Origin of the sequence: Aquabacterium sp. G14 (assembly GCF_037482285.1) — a bacterium.
Classification (GTDB): domain Bacteria; phylum Pseudomonadota; class Gammaproteobacteria; order Burkholderiales; family Burkholderiaceae_C; genus Aquabacterium.
In genome coordinates this window covers 92821-115691 of record NZ_JBBEYB010000005.1, presented here as the reverse complement: position 1 = coordinate 115691, position 22871 = coordinate 92821, and the positions used below count along the sequence as shown (strand labels likewise).

Annotated in this window: 24 protein-coding genes and 1 tRNA gene; 16 read left to right on the top strand and 9 right to left on the bottom strand. The window is 63.9% G+C overall.

The window, feature by feature from the left end:
* Positions 1-121: 121 nt before the first annotated feature.
* From WIT60_RS07695 to WIT60_RS07630, 14 genes are all read left to right on the top strand, one after another.
* Positions 122-844 (top strand): YebC/PmpR family DNA-binding transcriptional regulator, encoded by a 723-nt coding sequence (locus WIT60_RS07695; protein WP_339583348.1) that lies wholly within the window; start codon positions 122-124, stop codon positions 842-844.
* A 25-nt stretch (positions 845-869) separates the two neighbouring features.
* Positions 870-2156, top strand: coding sequence for a phosphoribosylamine--glycine ligase (gene purD, locus WIT60_RS07690; protein WP_339583347.1), 1287 nt, complete (start codon positions 870-872; stop codon positions 2154-2156).
* Positions 2157-2211: 55 nt separating this feature from the next.
* A complete protein-coding gene (gene hemF, locus WIT60_RS07685; protein WP_339583441.1) occupies positions 2212-3120 on the top strand; it encodes an oxygen-dependent coproporphyrinogen oxidase in 909 nt (302 codons plus the stop codon).
* A 4-nt stretch (positions 3121-3124) separates the two neighbouring features.
* Positions 3125-3817, top strand: a complete 693-nt coding sequence (gene nadD, locus WIT60_RS07680; RefSeq protein ID WP_339583346.1) for a nicotinate (nicotinamide) nucleotide adenylyltransferase — start codon at positions 3125-3127, stop codon at positions 3815-3817.
* A complete protein-coding gene (gene rsfS, locus WIT60_RS07675; RefSeq protein WP_339583345.1) occupies positions 3804-4649 on the top strand; it encodes a ribosome silencing factor in 846 nt (281 codons plus the stop codon). The genes nadD and rsfS overlap by 14 nt, the downstream gene beginning before the upstream one ends.
* Positions 4649-5116 carry a 23S rRNA (pseudouridine(1915)-N(3))-methyltransferase RlmH gene (gene rlmH, locus WIT60_RS07670; RefSeq protein WP_320364003.1) on the top strand — a complete coding sequence of 156 codons (468 nt, stop codon included), beginning with the start codon at positions 4649-4651 and terminating at the stop codon, positions 5114-5116. The genes rsfS and rlmH overlap by 1 nt, the downstream gene beginning before the upstream one ends.
* Before the next feature lies 1 nt (position 5117).
* The gene (locus WIT60_RS07665; protein ID WP_339583440.1) at positions 5118-5741 is read left to right on the top strand and encodes a Maf family protein; all 624 of its coding nucleotides are present in this window, start codon (positions 5118-5120) and stop codon (positions 5739-5741) included.
* A gap of 28 nt (positions 5742-5769) precedes the next feature.
* Positions 5770-6474: an NAD(P)H-binding protein gene (locus tag WIT60_RS07660; protein WP_339583344.1), complete on the top strand. Its 705-nt coding sequence runs from the start codon at positions 5770-5772 to the stop codon at positions 6472-6474.
* A 10-nt stretch (positions 6475-6484) separates the two neighbouring features.
* On the top strand, positions 6485-7987 hold the full coding sequence (gene rng / locus WIT60_RS07655) for a ribonuclease G (protein WP_339583343.1): 1503 nt from the start codon (positions 6485-6487) through the stop codon (positions 7985-7987).
* Between the two features lie 65 nt (positions 7988-8052).
* Positions 8053-9372, top strand: coding sequence for a Tol-Pal system beta propeller repeat protein TolB (gene tolB / locus WIT60_RS07650; RefSeq protein WP_445207670.1), 1320 nt, complete (start codon positions 8053-8055; stop codon positions 9370-9372).
* A 59-nt stretch (positions 9373-9431) separates the two neighbouring features.
* On the top strand, positions 9432-9974 hold the full coding sequence (gene pal, locus WIT60_RS07645) for a peptidoglycan-associated lipoprotein Pal (RefSeq protein ID WP_339583342.1): 543 nt from the start codon (positions 9432-9434) through the stop codon (positions 9972-9974).
* 17 nt (positions 9975-9991) lie between these two features.
* Positions 9992-10774, top strand: a complete 783-nt coding sequence (gene ybgF / locus WIT60_RS07640; protein WP_339583341.1) for a tol-pal system protein YbgF — start codon at positions 9992-9994, stop codon at positions 10772-10774.
* Positions 10775-10793: 19 nt separating this feature from the next.
* On the top strand, positions 10794-11603 hold the full coding sequence (locus WIT60_RS07635) for a tRNA threonylcarbamoyladenosine dehydratase (protein WP_339583438.1): 810 nt from the start codon (positions 10794-10796) through the stop codon (positions 11601-11603).
* Between the two features lie 36 nt (positions 11604-11639).
* Positions 11640-11715 (top strand) — tRNA-Lys (locus WIT60_RS07630).
* A gap of 492 nt (positions 11716-12207) precedes the next feature.
* Here WIT60_RS07630 and WIT60_RS07625 read toward each other — a convergent pair.
* The 9 genes from WIT60_RS07625 to WIT60_RS07585 all read right to left on the bottom strand — a co-directional run bounded on the left by WIT60_RS07625 (position 12208) and on the right by WIT60_RS07585 (position 19117).
* Complete coding sequence (locus WIT60_RS07625; RefSeq protein ID WP_339583340.1) at positions 12208-12843, bottom strand: hypothetical protein; 636 nt, start codon at positions 12841-12843, stop codon at positions 12208-12210.
* Between the two features lie 13 nt (positions 12844-12856).
* A complete protein-coding gene (locus WIT60_RS07620) occupies positions 12857-13114 on the bottom strand; it encodes a hypothetical protein (protein ID WP_339583339.1) in 258 nt (85 codons plus the stop codon).
* 244 nt (positions 13115-13358) lie between these two features.
* Positions 13359-15326, bottom strand: a complete 1968-nt coding sequence (locus WIT60_RS07615) for an AAA family ATPase (protein WP_339583338.1) — start codon at positions 15324-15326, stop codon at positions 13359-13361.
* On the bottom strand, positions 15320-15541 hold the full coding sequence (locus WIT60_RS07610; protein WP_339583337.1) for a hypothetical protein: 222 nt from the start codon (positions 15539-15541) through the stop codon (positions 15320-15322). Before WIT60_RS07610 ends, WIT60_RS07615 begins: the two co-directional genes overlap by 7 nt.
* 140 nt (positions 15542-15681) lie before the next feature.
* Entirely contained in the window at positions 15682-15993 is a 312-nt protein-coding gene (locus WIT60_RS07605) for a hypothetical protein (protein ID WP_339583336.1), read from the bottom strand.
* Positions 15990-16196 (bottom strand): helix-turn-helix domain-containing protein, encoded by a 207-nt coding sequence (locus tag WIT60_RS07600; RefSeq protein WP_339583335.1) that lies wholly within the window; start codon positions 16194-16196, stop codon positions 15990-15992. Before WIT60_RS07600 ends, WIT60_RS07605 begins: the two co-directional genes overlap by 4 nt.
* A gap of 383 nt (positions 16197-16579) precedes the next feature.
* Positions 16580-17218 carry a hypothetical protein gene (locus WIT60_RS07595; protein ID WP_339583334.1) on the bottom strand — a complete coding sequence of 213 codons (639 nt, stop codon included), beginning with the start codon at positions 17216-17218 and terminating at the stop codon, positions 16580-16582.
* Entirely contained in the window at positions 17215-18579 is a 1365-nt protein-coding gene (locus tag WIT60_RS07590) for a tyrosine-type recombinase/integrase (RefSeq protein WP_339583333.1), read from the bottom strand. Before WIT60_RS07590 ends, WIT60_RS07595 begins: the two co-directional genes overlap by 4 nt.
* A 301-nt stretch (positions 18580-18880) precedes the next feature.
* On the bottom strand, positions 18881-19117 hold the full coding sequence (locus WIT60_RS07585; RefSeq protein ID WP_339583332.1) for a cysteine-rich CWC family protein: 237 nt from the start codon (positions 19115-19117) through the stop codon (positions 18881-18883).
* Between the two features lie 172 nt (positions 19118-19289).
* On the opposite strand from WIT60_RS07585, the gene WIT60_RS07580 reads away from it, so the two are divergent.
* Together WIT60_RS07580 and WIT60_RS07575 are read left to right on the top strand one after the other, a co-directional pair.
* A complete protein-coding gene (locus WIT60_RS07580; protein WP_339583331.1) occupies positions 19290-21008 on the top strand; it encodes a leucine-rich repeat domain-containing protein in 1719 nt (572 codons plus the stop codon).
* 9 nt (positions 21009-21017) lie between these two features.
* The gene (locus WIT60_RS07575; RefSeq protein WP_339583330.1) at positions 21018-22682 is read left to right on the top strand and encodes an exonuclease; all 1665 of its coding nucleotides are present in this window, start codon (positions 21018-21020) and stop codon (positions 22680-22682) included.
* The last annotated feature ends 189 nt before the right edge of the window (positions 22683-22871 follow it).

The window sequence follows — 22871 nt, the reverse complement described above, 5'->3', positions numbered from 1 at the left end:
CGACGGGTAAAATCACAGTATCGCCCAGCTTGTGCTGCGGCCCTTTTCATGCGCGCGCCGGTGTTTCGCCGGGGCGCGTTCTGTTGTTCACATCGCACATTCTCATCCGGAGCAAGACGCCATGGCCGGTCATTCCAAGTGGGCCAACATCCAACACCGCAAAGGTCGCCAAGACGAGAAGCGCGGCCGGGTGTGGACCCGCATCACCCGTGAAATCATTGTGGCGGCCCGTGCCGGTGGCGGCGACATCGCCATGAACCCGCGCCTGCGCCTGGCCATCGAAAAGGCCAAAGCGGCCAACATGCCGGCCGATAACATCAAGCGCAACGTGGACAAGGCCACGGGCAACCTCGACGGGGTCACCTACGAGGAAATCCGCTATGAGGGCTACGGCATTGGCGGCGCGGCCATCATCGTCGACTGCATGACCGACAACCGTGTGCGCACGGTGGCCGAGGTGCGCCATGCGTTCAGCAAGCACGGTGGCAACCTGGGCACCGAAGGCTCGGTGGCCTTCCAGTTCAAGCACGTGGGTCAGTTCCTGTTTGCACCGGGCGTGAGCGAAGACAAGGTCATGGAAGTGGCCCTGGAAGCGGGTGCCGAGGACGTGCTCACCCACGAAGATGGCTCCATCGAGGTGCTGAGTGGCCCGGGCGATTTTGAAACGGTCAAAAATGCCCTGGAGGGCGCCGGTCTGAACGCGGAGATGGCCGAGGTGACCATGCGTGCGGACACCCCCGTCGAACTGTCGGGTGACGATGCCGTGCGCATGCAGAAGCTGCTGGATGTGCTGGAAGACCTGGACGATGTCCAGGAGGTCTATCACAACGCCGAATTGAATTGAGTGAATTGAGAGAACAGGTCCCGGTATGAACATCCTCGTCATTGGCTCTGGTGGCCGCGAACACGCCCTGGCCTGGAAGCTGGCTCAGTCTCCCAAGGCTTCCAAGGTGTACGTGGCCCCCGGCAACGGCGGCACGGCGCGCGATTCGCGCCTGGTCAATGTGCCCATCACCGATGTGAAGGCCCTGGCCGACTTCGCCCAGGCCAACAAGGTCACGTTGACCGTGGTGGGTCCCGAAGCGCCCCTGGCTGCCGGTGTCGTGGACGAGTTCCGTGCCCGCGGCCTGCGCATCTTCGGCCCCACGCAAAAGGCCGCTCAGCTGGAAAGCTCCAAGGCTTTTGCGAAGGACTTCATGAAGCGCCATGGCATCCCCACGGCCTTCTACGAGACCTTCACCGACACCGAAGCGGCCCATGCCTATGTGGACAAGCACGGCGCGCCCATCGTCATCAAGGCCGACGGCCTGGCGGCGGGCAAGGGCGTGGTCGTGGCCATGACGCTGGAAGAGGCGCACCAGGCGGTCGACTGGATGCTGCTCGACAACAAGCTGGGCGTGCAGCACAACGCGGGCGGCGCGCGCGTGGTGATCGAAGAGTTCCTGGCCGGTGAAGAGGCCAGCTTCATCGTCATGTCCGACGGCAAGAATGTGTCGGTGCTGGCCACCAGCCAGGACCACAAGCGCCTGCTCGATGGCGACGAAGGCCCCAACACCGGCGGCATGGGCGCGTACTCGCCGGCCCAGGTGGTCACGCCCAATGTGTATGCCAAGGCCATGCAGGAAATCATCCAGCCGACGCTGGCGGGCATGGCCAAGGATGGCATCCCCTTCACCGGCTTCCTGTATGCCGGCCTGATGATCGACGCACACGGCAACCCCAAGACCTTGGAGTTCAACTGCCGCATGGGCGACCCGGAAACGCAGCCCATCATGATGCGCCTCAAGAGCGATTTGATCGACGTGTTCCTGCACGCCACCGACGGCACGCTGGACCAGGTCGAGCTGGAGTGGGACCGCCGCGTGGCCTTGGGCGTGGTGCTGGCTGCCGCCGACTACCCGCTCAACCCACGCAAGGGCGATGTCATCACCGGCTTGCCGGCCGATGCCGACGACGCCATGGTGTTCCACGCCGGTACCACCATGGGCGAAGATGGCCAGATCCGCACCAGCGGTGGCCGCGTCCTGTGCGTGACGGCCTTGGGCGACTCGGTCAAGCTGGCGCAGCAGCGCGCCTACGACTACCTGCGCGGCATCCAGTTCGACGGCATGCAATTCCGCACCGACATCGGCTGGCGCGCCATCAAGGCTCGCTGACCCCTTGCTGGACCACGCTGACCTGACGCCCACCCCGACGCCCATGAGCACGCCCATGAACACCGACGCCGTTCGCACCTACCTGCTCGGTCTGCAGGACCGCATCGTGGCGGCCTTCGAGGCCGAAGACGGCACGCCCTTCCTGCGCGATGCCTGGACGCGTGCCCCCGGTGAGCGTCTGCAAGGCGACGGCTGTTCGCGCCTGGTCGAAGAAGGCAAGGTGCTCGAGCGTGGTGGCTGCAACTTCTCGCACGTGAAGGGGCCGCAACTGCCGCCTTCGGCCACGCAGCATCGGCCTGAACTGGCCGGCTGCCCGTTCGAGGCGATGGGCGTGTCCCTGGTGTTCCACCCCCGCAACCCTTATGCCCCCACCGTGCACATGAACGTGCGCATGCTGGCGGCCCACAAGCCCGATGGCAGCGTGGTGGCGTGGTTTGGCGGCGGCATGGACCTCACCCCCAGCTATGGCTTTGCCGAAGACGCCGTGCACTTCCATCAGGTGTGCCAGGACGCGCTCGCCCCGTTTGGCGACGACAAGTACCCGCGCTTCAAGGCCTGGTGCGATGAGTACTTCTTTCTCAAGCACCGCAGCGAAGCCCGCGGCATCGGTGGCATCTTCTTTGACGACTTTTCCGAGTTGGGGTTCGATGGCGGCTTTGCCATGATCCGCTCGGTGGGCGATGCCTTCACCGAAGCTTACCTGCCTATCCTGCAGCGCCGCCGCGATACGCCCTATGGCGAGCGCGAGCGCGATTTCCAGGCCTACCGTCGCGGCCGCTATGTCGAGTTCAACCTCGTCTGGGACCGTGGCACCCTGTTTGGCCTGCAATCGGGCGGCCGCACCGAAAGCATCCTGATGTCAATGCCGCCCATCGTGAAGTGGCGCTACGACTGGCACCCCGAGCCGGGCACGCCCGAGGCTGCGCTGTACACCGATTTCCTGCCTGCGCGGGACTGGGTCTGAGCCCTTGACGAACGCCGCACGTGTGACCGAGCCAGATGCCCCTGTCGATGCCCGCCCTGTGGTGCGTCGCATCGGGCTGATGGGGGGAAGCTTCGACCCCGTGCACGTGGCGCACGTCGCGCTGGCCGAGACCGCGCTGGCGCACCTGCAGCTCGACGAGGTGCGCTGGATCCCCGTGGGGCAGGCGTGGCAAAAACAACGTACCTTGGTCGCAGGTGAGCACCGCATCGCCATGGTGCAGGCAGCCATCGCCCACGAGCCCCGCTTCGTGGTCGACCCGATCGAGGTGCAGCGCGCTGGACCCTCCTACACGCTGGACACGGTGCGGGCGCTGCAGCAGGCACACGGCACCGACGATGGCGTCGAATGGTTCCTGATCCTGGGTCAGGACCAATACGCCAACCTGAGCACCTGGCGCGACTGGCCCGAACTCCTGGCCCGCGTCACCGTGGCCGTGGCCTGTCGGGGCGATGAGCCGCCTCGGCCCTCGGCGGAACTGGCAGCCCATCCCCACCGGGTGGTGACCCTGCCTCTGTCGCCGCAGCACGTTTCATCTACCGAAATCCGGGCCCGTCTGGGCCGCGGAGACGATCCTTTCTCTCTCGTGCCCGCTCTGGTGTCCCTGCCAGTGGCGCGCTATATTGCCAACCATCAACTCTATGCCTCCGGGCGCACCCCACTGAATGGACATCCGTAAACTGCAACGCGCCATCGTCGATGGCCTGGAAGATGTCAAAGCCCAAGACATCGCCGTGTTCAACACCGAACACCTGTCGCCGCTCTTCGAGCGCGTGATCATCGCGACGGGCTCTTCCAACCGTCAGACCAAGTCGCTGGCCACCAGCGTGCGCACGTCGGTCAAGGATGCCGGTTTCCCGGTGCCCCGCGTCGAAGGCGAAGAAAACGGCGAATGGATCATCGTCGACTGCGGCGCGGCCGTGGTGCACATCATGCAGCCCGCCATCCGCCAGTACTACCAGCTCGAAGAGATCTGGGGTGAGAAGCCCGTGGCGATCAAGACCAAGGCCAAGGCCGGTCTGGTGAAGGCGTCCGAGCCTGAAGACGAGGCACCGGCCAAGCCCAAGAAGGCCGCTGGCAAGACCACGGCTGCGCGCAAGGCGGCCACCACGGCCCCGGCCGCCAAGAAGGTGGCAGCGAAGAAGGCCGTGGCGAAGACAGCTGCTGCCAAGCCCGTGGCCGCGAAGAAGGTCGCAGCCAAGAAGGCCGCAACCAAGACCAGCACCAAGACCACAAGCAAAGTCGCCGTGAGCAAGACCGCGGCCGCCAAGCCGGTCGCCGCCAAGAAGGTGGCGGTGAAGAAGGTGGCCGCCAAGAAGGCCGCAACCAAGACCGCCGCCACGGTGAAGAAGCTGGTCATCAACGCCCCTGAGAAGAAGCCCGCCGCCAAGAAGGCGCCGGCTCGCAAGGTGGCGGTCAAGAAAGTGGCTGCCAAGAAGGTTGCCGCCAAGCCGGTGGCCGTGAAGAAGGTGGCCGCCAAGAAGGCGCCGGCTAAGAAGACGGCCCGCTGATGAAGCTGACGGTGGTCACCATTGGCCACCGCCTGCCTGACTGGGCGAACGAAGCGTGCGAGGACTACCTCAAGCGCTTCCCGCCCGACTGGAAGGTGGAGGTCAAGGCCCTCAAGGCCGAACCCCGCGAAGGCAAGCCCGTTGCAGCCATCATGCAGGCCGAAGCGGCCCGCATGGAAGCGGCCATCGACCGGGGCGTGCGCCGCGTCATCCTCGATGAGCGTGGCTCGCGTCTGACCAGCGTACAGCTGGCCGAGCGTACCGAAGCCTGGCTGCACGATGGCCGCGATGTCGCCCTCATCATCGGCGGGGCCGACGGCATCGACCCGGCCTTCAAGCAAACCGCCGACGAGGCCATTCGTCTGTCGGACATGACCTTGCCGCATGCACTGGCCCGTGTGCTGCTGCTCGAGCAGCTCTACCGCGCCTGGTCCTTGCGCAACAACCATCCTTATCACCGTGCCTGAGATGCCCGATCACGCCACACCTCCCTGGCTGTATCTGGCCTCGCAAAGCCCGCGTCGCCGCCAGCTGCTCGATCAGCTGGGGGTGAGCCATCGCCTGCTCCTGCCCGACGCGCACGAAGACGCCGAAGCGCTCGAAGCCGAGCGTGCTGGCGAGTCGCCCGAGGACTATGTGCAGCGCGTGACCTTCGCCAAGTGGGAGGCCGCGCGCGAGCGCCGGGTGCGTCGCCAGGCCGAGGTGGGTCACGACTGGGTCGATGCGCCCATCCTGTGTGCCGACACCACAGTGGCCCTGGGCGACCAGATCCTGGCCAAGCCGGTGGACGACGCCGATGCGGCGCGCATGCTGGGCCTGCTGTCAGGACGTACCCACCGCGTGTTGACAGCCGTGGTGGTGCATGGCCAGCTGCGTCTGAGCACCTCGCACGTGACCTGGCGCACGCTGGAGGCCGACGAGATCCGCCGCTATGTGGCCAGCGGTGAGCCCATGGGCAAGGCCGGTGCCTATGCCATCCAGGGCCGCTCCGGCGCGTGGACGCAGCACATCGATGGCAGCTACAGTGGCATCATGGGGTTGCCCTTGTTCGAGACGGCCGAGTTGCTCAAGCCGCTGGGCTGGTCCTTCTAGTTGTCCCCATCAGGGGTACGTTGTCGTCATGTCTGCATCTGCTCCTGCACCACATTCAGCTTCTGCACCGCGGCGGGTTTTGCTGGCTGGCGCCACGGGTTTGGTCGGCCGGGAGTTGCTGCGTCAACTGATGGCCGATCCGACCGTGGGCGAGGTGAGGGCGCTCACGCGACGTCCCATGTCGCGTGGCGAGCTGTTGGGCCGTTCGGGTCACCGTCCTGGGGACGAGCGACTCCAGGTGTGTGAAGTGGATTTCGATCGCCTGGATCGCCATGTGGCGCTGTTCGAAGTCGACTGGGTGTGCTGCGCCATGGGCACCACCATTCGCAAGGCCGGTTCTCAGGCCGCTTTCCGCCAGGTGGACTTTGACTACCCGCTTCACATGGCCCAACTGGCCCGCGCGCAAGGGGCGCATCAGTTGATGCTGGTGAGCGCCCTGGGCGCCGATGCGGACTCTCGCGTGTTCTACAACCGCGTCAAAGGCGAGTTGGAAGACGCCTTGGCCGAGCTGGATTACCGCAGCGTGTGCGTGGCGAGGCCGTCTTTGCTCGCCGGTGAGCGAGGTGAGTTTCGCCTGGCCGAGCGTCTGGGCTTGGCGCTGGGCTGGCTGATGCCCGATCACTACAAACCCGTACATGCCGCACAGGTCGCGGCCGGTTTGCTGTCTGCGGCGCGCGACGAGCGACCGGGCTGGCACGTGCTGAGCAACGTTCACCTGCGTGGCATGCGGTAAATTGCCGCTCATGCCCCATTCACAAGACATCCTCATCAACTGGACCCCCCAGGAGACCCGCGTTGCGATCATCGAGAGCGGGGCCGTGCAGGAGTTGCACGTCGAGCGCACGCTGGAGCGCGGCCTCGTGGGCAACATCTACGCAGGCAAGGTGGTGCGGGTGCTGCCCGGCATGCAGTCGGCCTTCATCGACATTGGCCTGGAGCGTGCTGCCTTCCTGCACGTGGCGGACCTGCATCGTGAAGACGGCGCTGCCCGTTCGCATCCTCGGTCTTCCGAGGTGCAGGTGCCCATCGAAAAGCGCGTGCACGAGGGCCAGACCCTGATGGTTCAGGTCATCAAGGATCCGATCGGCAGCAAGGGGGCGCGCCTGTCCACCCAGATCAGCGTGGCCGGTCGTTTGCTGGTGTTCCTGCCGCAGGACGACCACCTGGGCATCTCGCAGAAAATCGGCTCGCCCGAGTTGCGTGACCAGTTGCGTGAACGCATGCTGCGCCTGTTGGGTGAGGCCGATAGCCGCGAAGGCCGCACCCGCTCGGGCGGCTTCATCCTGCGCACCAATGCCGAAGATGCCAGCGACGACGAGTTGGCTGTGGACATTGCCTATCTGCGCAAGACCTGGGCGACCATCCGCGAGAACGGCCTGAAGGCGCCTGCTGGCACCTTGCTGTACCAGGAGCTGAACCTGGCCCAGCGTGTGCTGCGCGATCTGGTCAACGAGCAGGTGCAGAGCATCCGCATCGACTCACTGATCCAGTTTGATGCGCTCAAAACCTTTGGCGCAGAGTTCACCCCGACGTCGGTTGAAAAGCTGCAGCACTACAAAGGCGAGCGCCCCATCTTCGATCTGTACAACATCGACACGGAGATCGAGCGCGCCCTGGCGCGCCGGGTGGAGCTCAAATCGGGCGGTTACCTCATCATCGATCAGACCGAGGCGCTGACCACGGTCGACGTCAACACGGGTGGCTATGTGGGCGCCCGCAACTTTGACGAAACCATCTTCAAGACCAACTTGGAGGCGGCGCAGGCCATTGCGCGCCAGCTGCGCTTGCGCAACCTGGGCGGCATCATCATCGTCGACTTCATCGACATGCTGCGTGAAGACCACCGTGAGAACGTGCTGGCCGAGTTTCGCAAGCAACTGGCCCGCGATCGAACCAAGCTGACCGTGAGCGGTTTCTCACCGCTGGGCCTGGTCGAGATGACGCGCAAGCGCACCCGTGAGTCGCTGGCGCACATGCTGTGCGAACCCTGTCCGACCTGCGAGGGGCGTGGCCAAGTCAAGACCGCACGCACGGTCTGCTACAACATCCTGCGCGAGATCCTGCGCGAGGCCCGTCAGTTCAGCCCCAAGGAGTTCCGTGTGGTGGCGAGCGCAGCCGTGGTCGAGATGCTGCTGGATGAGGAAAGTCAGCATCTGGCGGGGCTGAGCGACTTCATCGGCAAGCCTGTTTCGCTGCAGACCGAGCCTTCCATGTCCCCCGAGCAGTACGACATTGTGTTGCTGTGAGGGAACTTGGTGCCGTCCCGCGGCACAATGTCGGTCTGTTCTCATTTCTGTCAGGTAACGGACCCATGACGCATTCCCCCTCGCGCCGCGCTGCCGCCCAGCGCATGTTGGGTGGTCTGGCGCTGCTCGGTGGCGGCGCCCTGTGGCCTTGGCAAGCGGCTCAGGCCCAGTTCCGTGTCGAGATCGCTGGCGTTGGCGCCACCCAGATCCCCATTGCCATTGGCGCTTTTCGCGATGAAGGGCGCATCCCGCAACCCATCTCGCGCATCATCAAGGCCGATCTGGAGCGCAGCGGGTTGTTTCGCATCCTCGATGCGACGGCCGACCGGCTCGATGACACCAGTCGCCCGCCGCTGCCCGATTGGCGCAGCAAGGGGGCGGATGCCTTGTTGACGGGCTCGGCCACGCCGCTGGCCGATGGTCGATTTGACGTTCGCTACCAACTGTGGGACGTGCTCAAAGGGCAGGGCAGCGGCATCGTCAGCCTGGTGGTGATGGCGGGGGATCTGCGGCAGGCGGCCCATCGCATTGCCGACGACATCTACCAGCGCCTCACGGGAGATCCCGGGGTGTTCTCCACCCGCATTGCATATGTGAGCAAGGCCGGCGCACGCCATACTTTGGTGGTGGCCGATGCCGATGGGGAAGGGGCTCAGGCCCCCTTGACGATTTCTCAGCCCATCATTTCGCCCGCCTGGTCGCCCGATGGTCAGCGCCTGGCCTATGTCTCCTTCGAGGGAGGCAAGCCTGTGGTCGTTGTGCAGGAAGTGAGTACTGGACGGCGCCGGGTGGTGGCGGGCTTCAAGGGCTCGAACAGCGCGCCTGCTTGGTCGCCCGATGGCCGACAGCTGGCCGTGACCCTCAGCCGCGATGGCGGCTCGCAGCTCTACCTGATCGGTGCAGACGGTCAGGGCCTGCAACGCGTGACGCAGAGCAGCGCCATCGATACCGAGGCCGCATGGTCTCCCGATGGTCGCGCCCTGTATTTCGTCAGCGACCGAGGTGGCGCCCCCCAGATTTACACCGTGCCTGCCTCAGGTGGCCAACCGCGGCGGGTCACGTTCACAGGTGGCTACAACATCAGCCCGGCCATCAGCCCTGACGGTCGTCACATGGCCTACATCAGCCAGGTGGATGCCGGCTATCGCCTCCACCTGATGGAGTTGGCCTCGGGCAAGGTCACACCGCTGACCGACACCCGAGACGATGAAAGCCCGAGCTTTGCCCCCAACAGCAAGCTCATCATTTACGCCACCCGTGCCCAGGGGCGCGACGTGCTGATGACCACTTCCCTTGACGGCCGCATCAAGGCGCGTCTGGCCACCTCTCAGGCCGACGTGCGCGAACCGGTGTGGGGACCTTTCCTGCACCCTGCGCGTCGTTGAGGCAGGTCTTTTTCTCTCCCTTTGTTGCCCTGACCACTTTTCTCACCAGGAGAACCACCATGAACTTTTCTCGCACCCTGTTCGCCTCGGCCTTGAGCGCCGCTGTGCTGACCCTGACTGCTTGCGGTTCGTCCGTCAAGCTCGATGACTCGGCTTCCTCGGGCGCCGCTCCGATCACCAACGCCAGCTCGGGCGCCGATGCCAATGCGGCTTCGTCCAACAAGGTGGCCTCGGTGGTGGTGCCGGATCAGGCTGCTGCCGCAGACGCATCGGGCCTGCCCCGCGTCATCTACTTTGACTTCGACAGCTTCGTCGTCAAGTCCGAGTTCACCGGTGCCATCGACGGCCACGCCAAGCGCCTCAACGCCGCCAAGGGCACCAAGGTCGTCATCGAAGGTCACACCGACGAACGTGGTGGCCGCGAGTACAACCTCGCGCTGGGCCAGAAGCGTGCCGAAGCCGTGCAGAAGTCGTTGGTGCTGCTGGGCGTTTCGGCGGAGCAAATTGAGGCGGTCAGCTTCGGTGAAGAGCGTCCCGCTGCACAAGGTTCGGGTGAGTCCGCCTGGTCGCAGAACCGCCGCGCTGAGATCAAAGACCGCTGATACCCGAAGGACGCGCCATGCCTGCTGTTCAGCCTTTGCTGGGGCGTTTGCGCCCCTGGGTGTTCGTGATGACCGCGGCCCTCGGCTCGATCAGTGCCCATGCGGCACTGTTTGGGGATGACGAGGCCCGTCGCGCCATCCTGGAGCTTCGCCAGTTGCGCACCCAGGACCGTGAGGCCCATGCGGCTTTGTCGGCTCAGGTGGACCAGCTTCGGCGCAGCCTGCTGGAGATGAATGCTCAGGTCGAACAGCTGCGCGCCGATCTCGCGCGTCAGCGAGGGCAGGAAGAGGTGTTGCTGCGTGATGTGGCCGAGTTGCAGCGCCGCTTGAAGGATGCGCAGGCCGCTCAGGAAGAGCGCCTGCGCCAGCTGGAGCCGCAGACCGTGGCCGTGGACGGCAAGACCTTCAAGGTGACGCCTGACGAAAAGCGCGTCTTCGAAGAGGCCTTGGCACACCTGCGTGCGGCCGATTTCGCAGCGGGGGCGGCAGGCTTGAACAAGTTGCTGCAGACCTACCCTCAAACCGGCTACCGCGAATCGGCGTGGTACTGGCTGGGCAATGCCCACTATGGCCTGCGTGCGTACAAGCCAGCCATCCAGGCTTTCAAGCAACTGGCCGATCAGGCGCCCGACCATGCGCGGGCTCCCGAAGCCTTGCTCTCGATGGGCAACTGCCATCTGGAGCTCAAGGACAACGCCAGCGCCCGCAAGGTGCTGGAACAGTTGGTCAAGCAATATCCTCAGACCGAGGCGGCTCAGGCAGCCCGCGATCGGCTGCTGACGATGCCCAAGGGCAAGTGACGTCTTGGATGTGAGCGACGTGACCGTGCTGATCCCGGATGCCGAATTGCTGGCCAAAGCCAGCGCCCCCGATCCCGAACGTCGCTTTGGTGGCTTGCGCCGCCTGCACGGTGTTCGTGCATATGAGTCATTGCGCGCCGCCCGTGTGGCGGTGGTGGGTGTTGGGGGCGTCGGATCTTGGACGGCTGAGGCCTTGGCGCGCAGCGGGGTGGCCCGGCTCGTGCTGATCGACCTCGACAACATCGCCGAGTCCAACATCAACCGCCAGGTCCATGCGCTGGAGAGCACCCTCGGTCAAGCCAAGGTGCTGGCGCTCAAGGCGCGCATCGCTCAGATTCATCCAGAGTGTGAGGTCCAGGCGATCGAAGAGTTTGTGGATGAGGCCAATGTGGGGGACCTGCTGGATGCGCAGGCCCTCGATGGCGTCATCGACTGCTGCGATCAGGTGCGTGCCAAGGCAGCCCTCGCGGCTTGGAGCGTGACCCATGGCAAGCCGATGGTGAGTGTGGGGGCGGCCGGCGGCAAGACCCGTCCGCAACTGGTGGAAGTGGCCGATCTGTCCGAAGTCACGCACGACCCCCTGTTGGCCTCGCTGCGGCAACGTTGGCGGCAGCGTCATGGGGGCGCGCGTCGAGGCAAGATGGGGTTGCGCTGCGTCTTCTCTCGTGAAGCCGTGCTGCCGCCGCAAGACAGTTGTGACGTGGGGCAGGGGGGCGATGGTTCGCTCAACTGCGCGGGCTATGGCTCCAGTGTGACTGTCACGGCGACCTTCGGCATGGTGGCCGCAGCACAGTTGATCGAGCAACTGTTGTTGCGCGACCGCAAGTAAGGTGCAAAAAACACGCTATACTTGCAGGCTCTGCGGGGGTCGGTAGCTCAGTCGGTAGAGCAGCGGACTTTTAATCCGTTGGTCGAGGGTTCGAGTCCCTCCCGACCCACCAATGAAATCAATGACTTAGCCTCGGATGCCCTCCGGGGCTTTGTTGTTTTTGTGCACGATGTAAGGGCGGATGTAAGTCAATTTCCGGAATACATCGGCAACACCAGCAATGAAAAAAGCCCCACGGCGGGGGCTTTGGTTGGTTCGTGTGGCGTTCACTCCATGTCGGGCAGGTAGGGCAGCAGCACCACGGCAGCACGGACACGAACCCGCAGCGGCGCATGGTCTGAGTTCACCAGCCCCAGCAGCCACACCAGCGGGTCAGCGGTCACGGGTAGGCCATCTATCAGGGTTGGCTTGTTGCGGCTCCCTGGGGGCCTTCCAGCGCCTTTGCGGGGGCCTCCTGAGTTTGGGCGGGCTCCACCACTTCGGCCTTTTACGCCTCCCATTTGCTGATTCCTTTGAAAAGGGGGCTTTTTTCCGCGAATGGGAGGGAGCGCGGTTTCCTTGGTCGAAAGGTTGCCGACTTTTGTCCCACCTTCCCCCTCATGCCTTAGTGCGTGAGCCCGTCAGGCTCGGCAGGCAATGCGCCCACGAACATCGCCAGCGGTTGGTAAGCGTCGCGGATGTTGGCAGCCATCGCGGAAAGCTCGCCGGTTACATCGCTAGAACTGATTGCCTCCAGTCGCATCGCCTCGGCGCGCTCTGCGGCGTGCTCACACAGTTCAGCGACAAGGCGGGCCTGCTTCGTCGCCTTGAGTGTCTGCGCTGTGAAGTCGCCCACCACTGCCAGCGGCTCGGCTCGATGTGATGCGAAGGCGGCCATGTTTGCGGCTCGTCGCGCCCACAGGATGAACTGAAACAGGCGGCTATCTGCACCAGCAATGATGCGTTGCCGGGCTTCCTCGTTGTGTCGATGGTGGCGGTTTGCGACGCGCAGCAGTCCCATGCGCGCAAGGTCGCGCTGCTCGGTCAGGCGCTTGAGCTCAGCGGCAAGTGCGTCAGCCTCGGCGCTGAGCTTGCGCTCGGTCGCTTCCAGGCTGGCAATTTCGGCACGGGCTTGGGTGTTCGTCGTCTGCCAGGCTTCGATAAGGGCGGCGCGCTCGTCCAAGCTCTTGCGCTCGGCTTCCTCCATCAGAGCGGCAAAGGCGGGCAGGCGGCGCAGGGTTTCAAGGCTCAAGGTTTGCATGATGTTGGTTCCTTCAGTTGTTGGTCAGTGCTTTGCGTGAGATGAATGCTTTGCTGCCATCACGCAGCCGAATAAGCACACCGTTGTGGGCTGGGTGCATCTCCATGCCTGCGGCCTTCATGAGGCGGTCGGCTTCATCCATTCGCTCGGCACGTGTCGGCAAATCCAGGGCAATGCGCATCACGTCGATGGCGCGGTGTATGTCTTTAAGGGTCATCGTGTTCTTTCGGTTGGTTGGTTGGTTGGGTTGGTGGCTGCCTGGGTCTTTCATGGCCCCTGCGCCACGCCCCATGCACGCGGCAAAGGGCTGCAAGCCATCTCCACAAAGGCCACACCATCAGCGCAGCGGATGCGCACCAGGGCTACGACTTGCTCAAGCGCGAACAGGCCAGCAGCAAGCCCAATCCACCCCACCGAAAAAACCGCCGAACTTCGCCCCCTTCTAAAGGGGGGGCGGTGAATTTCGGTTACGGAATCAACCGAAAACGGCTGTTTCGGTGAATTTCGGTTATCGGTCATGCCAGCCATAACCACCCCTCATTGCAGCCCAGCACCCCACGCGCCACCAGTCCGGTGATTGCCTCTCTGGTACGTGTGGCTCGGCGGTCGGTCGGGCATGTCAGCTTTGCAGCGCCAGCAGATACAGCGGCTTCAAGCTCAATGCACGGGCGCAGCATCGGCGCTCCGGGCTTGCCAGTTACCCCGTCTTTGAACATCGGGCGCAGGGCGTCCAGAATCACACGCTGATTGCCACCCTGGGGCAGCTTCACGGCGCGCACGTCCTCTAGTGCGGTGTCACGCACCACCACGCACGATGTGATGGCCTCGCCGGTTTCCTCTGTCCCCAGCGTTTCGACTTGCAGCTTGAACTGGCAAGCCTCGCCATCAATGCCGTCTTTGGACTTCGCTACCTTCCATTCGCGGCGGTCGCCCTCGCGTGAAACCTCGATAGCGGCATCCATCGCAGCAAACAAGGAACTGTGACCACGCAGGCCAGCTGCGGCGTTCTTTCCTGTGTGATGAACCAGCACCACCAGCCCCCCGGTCAGGGCTTGCAAGGTCTTTGCAGCCTCCAGAATCTCGCCCATGTCCTTTGAGCTGTTCTCGTCGGCAGTCGGTGCGGCACGATTCAGGGTGTCCAGCACCACCACAGCGCCTGCAGGAACCACGGCGGCAAGGTCTGCCACGTCAAGCGGTGCGGTCAGCTTGAACGGTTGCAGCATCATGCGCAGGCCAGGGGGTAGGGGGCGGCCTCGGTTCACCTCCCATGCTCGGGCGCGCAGCTTGAAACCGGCTTCCCCCTCCAGCGCGGCATAGACCACGGGCGCGGCTTCCACGCGGCAATCAAACCAGCGGCAGCCCTCGGCAATTGCGGCGGCCAGGTCAAAGGCCAGAAACGATTTGCCGGATGCGCTCGGGCCATACAGCGCAGCAAGCCCCACGGCAGGCAGCACACCACGCACGCGCCAGGCCAGCGGGGGCAGGTCGCGCAGCTCATCGGCCCCTAGCAGCTTGTAACGCGGCTCGGGCTTGGGCGGCTCTTGGGCAGCCTCCAGCAGGCAGGCCAGCACATCGCACCCGTCGCGCTGGGCTAGGTCGTTCGCGTCGAAGTTCTGCGCCTCTCCCTGGGGCATGGTCGCCACGGCGGCCCCCACCTCGGCGGCGATGCGCAGGGCTTCGGACTCCTTGCCCGCATCAGGCACCAGCACCAGCCGGGCGGATGCGTCACGCTGGCGCAGGTCAGCAGCCACGCGGGCCACGTTGCCCCAGCCAAAGGCCACCACGGCAGCGGCCCCGGTCGCTTGCCAGCAGGCCCACGCAGCCCCGATGCCCTCGCACACATACACCGGGCCACCGGGCACAGTCTCGCCCACGGTGAACGATGCCCCGGCCATCGGCGCACCGGGCAGGTTCAGCTTTTTCCCGGCACCGGGCGGCGGAATCAGTTGCAGGCTTTGCAGCGTGCCATCAGCGGCCAGGGCAGGCACCACCAAAGCACCGGCCATGCTCTGCCCGGCAATGCGCAGGGCATCACCAGCAGGAACCACGCGCAGGCCATCCAGGGGCACACCGGCTGCGCCTTTGGCGTCGATGTACCCATGCGCAGCGGTTGCGGTTTGGCAGCGGCTCCACACCTCGGCAGGGCTCATCCCTGGGGCAGGCTTGCGCGTCGGCTCTGCGGCCTTCCTGGGGGCTTGCATGGCCCTTTGTGGTGTCCTCGGCTCGCTCATGCGCCATCCATGTTCAGCGGCCACGCGGTACAGCGTGCCAGCCCCCAAGCCCTTGCCGGGTTTGAAACTGCGCCATGTGTCGCGGGCGTCGCGTTCGTTGTAGTTGCCAGCCCCGGCGCTCCAGTTGTTGAAGGCGTCGAAGTCCAGCCCGGCAGCTTGTGCAGCCATGCCAGCGCGCACCCATTCATCACGGGGCAGGTCGGGCGGAATGGCGTGCAGTGCGTCGATTGCCTTTGCGGTGTCCGTCAGCACGCAGCACCTCCATTCATGGCGAGTGCTTGGGCGGTGTACTTCCCGTCCAGGCGATACAGCGCAATGATTCGCTCGGGGTAGTGCTCGGTCGGGCTTGGCACCTCGATGGTTTCAACCGGCCAGCCCAAAGCGCGCAGCGTGAAAATCACGGCACCGAGTCGCCAGGATTGCGTTTTGTCTTGAAACTCGGGATGGTCAATCAGGCGGCCATCCATCAGCAGCCCTAGTGCCACGTCGGCCAGGGTTCCACTCTTGGGCCATGTGGGGCAGAATGGCGCGGGCGGCAGAAACGAAAGTTGTTCACCGTGAGCCCCTGGTACTTTGGTCGGTGCGGGGGCTTTTCCTTTTGGGGTCCTCATGGGCGGCCCCCCTCTGACTTCGGCAGGTTCGCAATGCCAAGCTCAAGCACGGCGACGATTGCCACAGCAAAGCCAGCGGCGGCGCTGTCAGCGTCTTGCAGCTTGGACAGTTCGCGCAGCTTGTCATGCACGGCGCGCAGGGCCTCAGCCTGGGGGCGGTCACGCAGCGCCAGCAGCTCATCCAGAAGGGCAGCACCCATTGCAGCCCCGGTGCGCTCGTAGAGCTGTTTGCGCTTGTCGCCAGTGGCGCACCCACGCAGGGCGGCACACATGGCGGAAACGTAATGGGCGTAGGTGGCGGCGCTCATGCTGGCACCCCCAGCACGCGGCGAATTTCAGCCACCGGCCACGCAAGGCGGCCATTGATGCGGATGGGGCGCAGCGGCCCATTTTCCAGACATGCCCATGTGCGCAGGGTTTGCGGTTGACGGTTCAGATAGTGGGCAGCTTCAGTGGTGCACAGTGCTGTGCGGGTCACTTGCTCCAGCGGGGGGAATTGATGTTGCATCATGGCGCTTCCAAAAAAAAAGCCCGCTGGGCGAACCATGCGGGCACAAAAAAACCCGCCGAGCTTGTGGCAGGGCGGGCGGGGGGGGGGAGCCACGGGTTAGCCGGGCTCGGAAACAAAAAAACCCGCTCGGATGACTCCGGGCGGGCTTGCGGGTGAGATTCACGCGAACATAAAAAAACCCGCTAATGCGGGTTCGTGGTGCTTTCAGTCAGCGGCCGTTGAATTTGGTTTGGGCACGGCTGCGCCAACGCCTTAATTTAAGCACAGCAATCGGCTGGGTGTCAACACTTTTGTATTTAGCGTCGTCGGTACGATATGAAGCCCCAGCGGGCCACCACGGGGGCGGCGGCTTTTGGTAGGTGTTGCCCTCTTGCCTGAGCCTGTCAGGCGGTCAAGGTGTTCTGTCGTATGGACGCCTCTTTGAGAAGATAGGCGGCCGTCCAGTCGCTCACATTGCCGTCCACCACTGCGGCAGCGGGCGGGCGAATCAATACGGCTTCGCTTTCACTCCGGTTGTTGGTGAATAGGGCAATGTCCGATTTGGCAACATCGGCACGCAGCACCAGGGGGCGGCCACCGGCTTGTGCAAAGCGCACGGCAAACCAGCAGGCGGTGCTTCTATCGGTAGTCCACGAATAGCCCTTTTTGGCCTCCGCTATCGTCAGCCAGGATGACCCACGCCATAGGGTTACAACGTCTGGCAGTTCTGCTGGCATCGGAAACGCGGCATAGCGGAACATATGCCCCAGCGTGCGGCGGCTTTCTGCGGCAGCAATCACATGGCGGTGGTCATGCTCCCAAACGCTTGCGAAATACTCCCGGAAAGCATCAGGCTTGACCTTGGCGCGCCACATCGCCACAGCTACAGCGCCACGCTTGGAATTGTTCAGAGCCACACTCAGCGAAATGGCTGCTTCTACGTCACCATCAAACGCTGCTTCAACGTGCTCCCACTCATACGGTGCGCAGATTTCAGACAGTTGCATTAGGGCGCGTGCCTTGTATAAACCTTCGGCGCTCATGCCGCACCCCCCGCCACCACGCGCAGCTTGCCCGGCTCGGCCTGGGCGTCGAACTGCACCCAGGCCTGTTCCAGAATCCATGCCTCGATTCGCTCATGGTGCAGGCGCAGCAGGTCAAGCGGGCGCACGGTGTAATGCTTCTCGGCGGTCGCGGATGGCTTGTGCCCTTGGATTTGCGCCACCACGCCAGCGGGGCACTCCAGCCATTCAGTCAGGCTCTTGAACGAACGGCGCAGGCCGTGCAGGGTTAGCCCGTCGATGCCTGCCACCTTGCAGGCTTTTTCGTGTGGCTTGTGCGGCTTGCTGATTGGCTTGGGCGCCTTCTCGGGTGATGTGCCGATTGGCTTGGTGTCCTTAATGGGGGTTGTGCTGGCGCGGGCAAACACCCATTCGCTGCGGCGGGGCAGGGCGGCCAGCAGCTGCGACACGTAAGGCGTCAGCGGAATGACCCGCTCGCCTTCCACCTTGTCGCGGATGGTCAGGCCCTTCCATTGGGTGTTCAAGTCCTCCCAGCGCATTTCCAGCACTTCGCCAGGACGGGCACCCGTCAGCAGCAGCGTTTGCAGATAGGCGGCCACGGTCGGGTTGCCGATGCTGCGCACGGCGGCGAACCATGCGGGTAATTGTTCGCGCAGCAAGGCATCTTGCTTGACGCCAGCCTTTCCGAGTACCTCGCGGGCTTTCTTGGTCTTGGCAGGGTTCGTGCTGGGCAGGACGGGCGCATATTCCGGCTGTTCAGCGCACCAGCCTAGAAACGCTTTCAGCAGTCGCCACGCCAGCCGGGCAGGGGTTGGGCGGGTCTGCGCCTCACGGGCGGCCCATGCCTCGATGACTGGCGCGGTCATGTCACGCAGCGCCAGCGCCAGCAGGGGGTGCAATGGCCCGGCAATGGTCACGCCACGGCCACGGGTGCCACGCTTGGCAGTCTCACCCCCAGCTTGGGATAGCTTCACATGGTCGGCATAGTGGCGGTCGCCCCAAAACGGGCGGCGTGCCTCTAGGTATAGCTTCCAGACCTCCCCCACGGTCAGGGCTTGGGCGGCAGCGGCGGCTTGCTTCTCCGCATGTGCGGCCAGGGCTTCACGCTTGAGGTCGCGCGGGTCTTTGCCCTCGTCAATCAGGCGTTGCAGTTCGCGTGCCTTTGCTTGCGCGTCTGAGATGCTCCAGGCGGTCGGGCTTCCGATGGTCAGGCGAATGTCTTTGCCTTGGTAGACAGACTGGAACACATAGGACGGTTTCCCGGCTGGCGTCGTCCTCAGACCCAGCCCCGGCGCAGTTGCATCCCATAGGAAAGCCTGTTTCTTGTCGGGCGGGCACTTGAACCCGGCAACGCGTCCAGCAGTGAATGCAACCTTTGCCATGTAGACTCCTCGCCAGTCTTACATCGGGTTGGATGTAAGGGCGGATGTAAGACCATTTACCCAAAACTGGCGAACACGAATCAACGGTTGGTATGTTCAAACATACAGTTATTTTGCTCTAACCTGTTGATTTGTGTAGAGTCTATCAACGGTGTTCAATGTTGGCAAATCTATGGTGGAACGGACTTTTAATCCGTTGGTCGAGGGTTCGAGTCCCTCCCGACCCACCAAAGATCATGCACTCGCAGCCGTGCATCGCTGTTCAAAGCCACCCTTGAGGTGGCTTTTTGCGTTTCGGAGCTCAGTCTTTGGGAGGTGTGATGTTGACGCAGTTCGCACAAATGCAGGCCACGCCTCGCTGCGCTTGCGGCACGCGCGCCAGCAGCGCCGCGCTGAACGTGGCTTCCTGGCACCAGCAGGGTGTGTCAGCGGCGCATCCTGCAGCCTGTGCGCAGGCATTTGCCTGGCCGCACAAGGGGCACAGGCTCTGGCATGGGGGTGTTGACGTGGCGTCGGCGTGAGGGAGCGGCTTGAGCATGCGTCAAGGGTAGGCGATTTCATGGGCTTTCAGCCCGCGGGGAGCGTGCAGATGTGCGCAAACCCCCATGAGGCATGGCCGGTTCACGTGGGCAACAGCGCGTAAACTCACACGCATGCAGACGGACGAATGCTTGTCCGCAAGCGCCGCTGTCGCCCCTGTTTGAGTTGTGATGATTGACAACGAAGAAGCCCGCTCACTGATCAGTCGACCGTCTGCTGCGCTGGCCGCTGCAGATGGTGCTGCGCGTGGCATCCTGATGCGCATGACATCGGGCGTCTTGGCCGTCGCGCGGGCGCAGCAGGCTCTGAGCGAGCAGCCCACCCGGCAGATTGGCGCCTACCAGCTGCGTGAGGCTGACCACCGCCAGGTGCTGATGTGGGCGCAGGCCTTGGCCTTGTCCCCCGAAGAGGTCCTGACCAGGTTGGCCGAGGCGAGGATTGACAATGCGCATGGTGAGGCCATCGCCTTTGCCCTCGACAACGGTGCCCTGAGCAGCCTGGTGTGGGATTTCGATGCCTTGCCTTTGACCCATTTCGAATGGGTGGACGGCTTGCAGATTCGTCGCCTGGGATTCAAGCAGGCAGGGGCCCCGACGCCGCGCACACTCACCATTCGCCTGCCGAAGCTGGAGTTTCTGTGGTGCACCCGTGTGGGCTTGACCGATCTGCAATTGCAGACCACCCCTGCGCTGACCCGCCTGTTTTGTGCCTACAACGAGCTCACCACCCTGGATGTGCGTGCCGCCAAGGGGCTGACGACCTTGGCGTGTGACAACAACCAGTTGCGTGTGCTGCACCTGAGGGGCGTGTCGGCGCTGACCACGCTGTGGTGTCAGGAAAACCAGCTCTCTGAACTGGACCTCACCGAGGTGTCGCCATTGCAGTTGCTGGTCTGTGATTACAACCGCTTGAGTGCCCTGCAGTTACCCGAGGCATCGGCCCTGACCGAGCTGTGGTGCCGGGGCAACCAGCTCACGCGTCTGCCGCTGTCGGCCATGCCTGGGCTGCGCGTGCTCAATTGCAATCACAACCACCTGCGCGAGTTGGACTTGGCTGCCACGCCGCGCCTGACCGAGCTCTGGTGTCGTCACAACCTTCTCACCAGCCTCGACCTCGCTGCGGTGCCAGGGTTGCTGACCTTGGCTTGCGATCACAACCAATTGGGACGAATTGATCTGGCCGCGGTGCCGCAACTGACCATGCTCAGTTGCAACCACAACGATCTGACGCAGTTGGATCTCGCTGCGGTGTCGAATCTGCGCGAGTTGTGGTGCCGCGAGAATCAGTTGACGGCGCTCAGCTTGGCGGCTGTCCCACAGTTGAGCCTGCTCGATTGCAGCAGCAACCGCTTGAGTGTCCTGACTGCCGCGGCGGTGCCTGCGCTGACCAAGTTGTGGTGTGCCGACAATCAGCTCACGCAACTGGATGTCTCGGCTTTGACTGCGCTGAGTCTGCTGGTGTGTGACAACAACCAGCTGACCGAGTTGAGGCTGGGGCGGCTGCCCGAACTCAAGGAGTTGTGGTGCCGTCACAATCAGCTCACGCAGTTGGATTTATCCCGTGTGCCCCAGCTTTCCGCACTGGCCTGCGACCACAACGCCATGCGCGCGCTGGACCTGTCCGCGGTGCCTGAATTGACCTTGCTGGGTTGCGCCCATAACCAGTTGCGTCAACTGGCTCTGGGCGGCGTACCCCGCCTGTCCAAGTTGTGGTGCCGAGGCAATCAGCTGATGGCCTTGAACCTGCCGTCCGTGCCTCAGTTGAGCTTGCTGGACTGTGGCGGCAATCGCCTGACCTTGTTGGACATCCGCACCTTGTCGCAATTGAGCGTGTTCGCGGCCGATCCCACTGTGGGACTGCTGGGCACACCACCCGGCCGCCGTCGCTGAAGGCATTGCATGGACGATCGAGACTGGGTGCTCATTGATGTCGAGACGGCGGGGCTGAGCTCCCCGGTGGTGGTGGAGGTGGCGGCTCAGCGCATGCGAGGCTGGGCGCCACAGGGGCCTGCCTGGCGGCGGCTGATCAACCACGGTCCGGACATGAATCAGGACAGCTCGCGCATTCATGGCATCAGTCGCGCCGTCATCGAGCGCGATGGCGAGGCGCCCTCTCAGGTCTACGCCGAGTTGGCGCATTACGTGTCCGGCTTGCCCCTGGTGGCTTTTGACCTGGGCCAGGTCCTGCACCGGGCCTTGCAGCCAGAGTGGGTTCGACTCAACTTGCCCCCGGTGGGGGGGGAGGGCTTTTGTGCCTTGCGCCTGGCCCAGCGACTGCTGGACCCTGTGCCGGTGGTCAGTGGCAAGTTGCAAACCTTGAGGCAGTACTACCGGCTACCTGAGCGCACGCCGGCATCGGCGCTGGGGGAGCTCGAAACCACGGTCGACTTGCTCAGCACGGTGCTCCAGCCCCTGGCGCTGCGCCGTGGCCTTCACGACTGGCAGGCTGTGTGTGAACATGCGCAGGCCACCTGGTATCCCTCTCGTCTGGCGTTTGGGGAGTTCAAGGGCCGTCACTTTCGTGAGGCGCTGACCGACCCCGCGCTGCGCGCGTGGTTGGAGTGGCTGGCCGGGTCTGGCAGCCCGCGCTCGGCCAACATGGGGCGTTGGTACCTCGCGCAATTGGCCGAGCCAGCCCCTGAGATGGACGATGCCATCGCGCAGATGGAGGCGCTGGCGACACGGGGGGCGCAAGGTGAGCCCACGGTTGCGGCTGCGCCGGTTCAGGCGGGTGCGTTGGTGTTCGTCAAGCCTGAAGTGGAAGAGCTCAAGGCCTTGATCGCATCGGCGCGTGTCCGACTGGCCGATCTGGAGGCGCGTTACACCCAGGAGCGCCACGACGTCGAGGTGACGCAGGCGCGCCTGTTCGGTTTGTTGCGGCCGCACTACCAGCAACGTGATCGTCTGCGTCTGTTGGTGAGTTACCGACGCCAGTACCTCGATGCGCTGATGTACGACGGGGAGGATGCTGCCGAAGCCGTGGCCCAGCAATGCCAGGAAGCGTGGCAACAGTCGGATGCCGAGTACGAGCAGGTGGCCTTTGAGGCGGCCGAGCAAAAGGCCTTGCCCGAGGACGAAGCCCGTGAACTCAAGAGCCTGTGGCGCAAGCTGGTGCGCCTGTTCCATCCGGACCGTTTTGCCCACGACGCTGCCAAGCTCGCCATCTTTCAGCAGCTGACCAGCGAAATCAATCGGGCGCGCGACAGTGGCGATGTCCAGCGCTTGCGCGAAATTGCACAAGACCCCAATGCTTTCCTGTTGAAGCAGGGGTGGGGACACCTCGATTTCACGGATTCGATCGAAGCGGCCAGCTTGCGCAAGCTGTTCGAAACCCTGCAGTTGCAGATCGTGTTGGTGTTGGACGCCCTCAACGAACTGCGGCGAGACACCCGCTACGAACTCCACAGGCTCAGTCAGGAGCGTGTGGGCTATCTGGAGGATGTGGCGCGCGCGCATGCCGAGGCGCTGGACGAGGAGATCGCCTCCCTGGCGGAGGAGTCGGGCGCTTTGAGCGAAGAGATCGAGATGCTGACCGGACGCCCGGCGCCGGGTGCGTTGTTGTAAGCACGCGTCTCGTTCAGAAAGGGGTGATTTTGTGTGTATACTCTCGTTCTTCGTTGAGCAGGCGCCGGAACCGATCTTCAGATCACACCGAGCAAGTCAGCGAAAATTTTGAAAAAGACTTGAATCTTCGCAAAGTTTGTGTATATAATTCAAGTCTTCGCTAGATAACCAGTTCTAGCGATCTTCGAA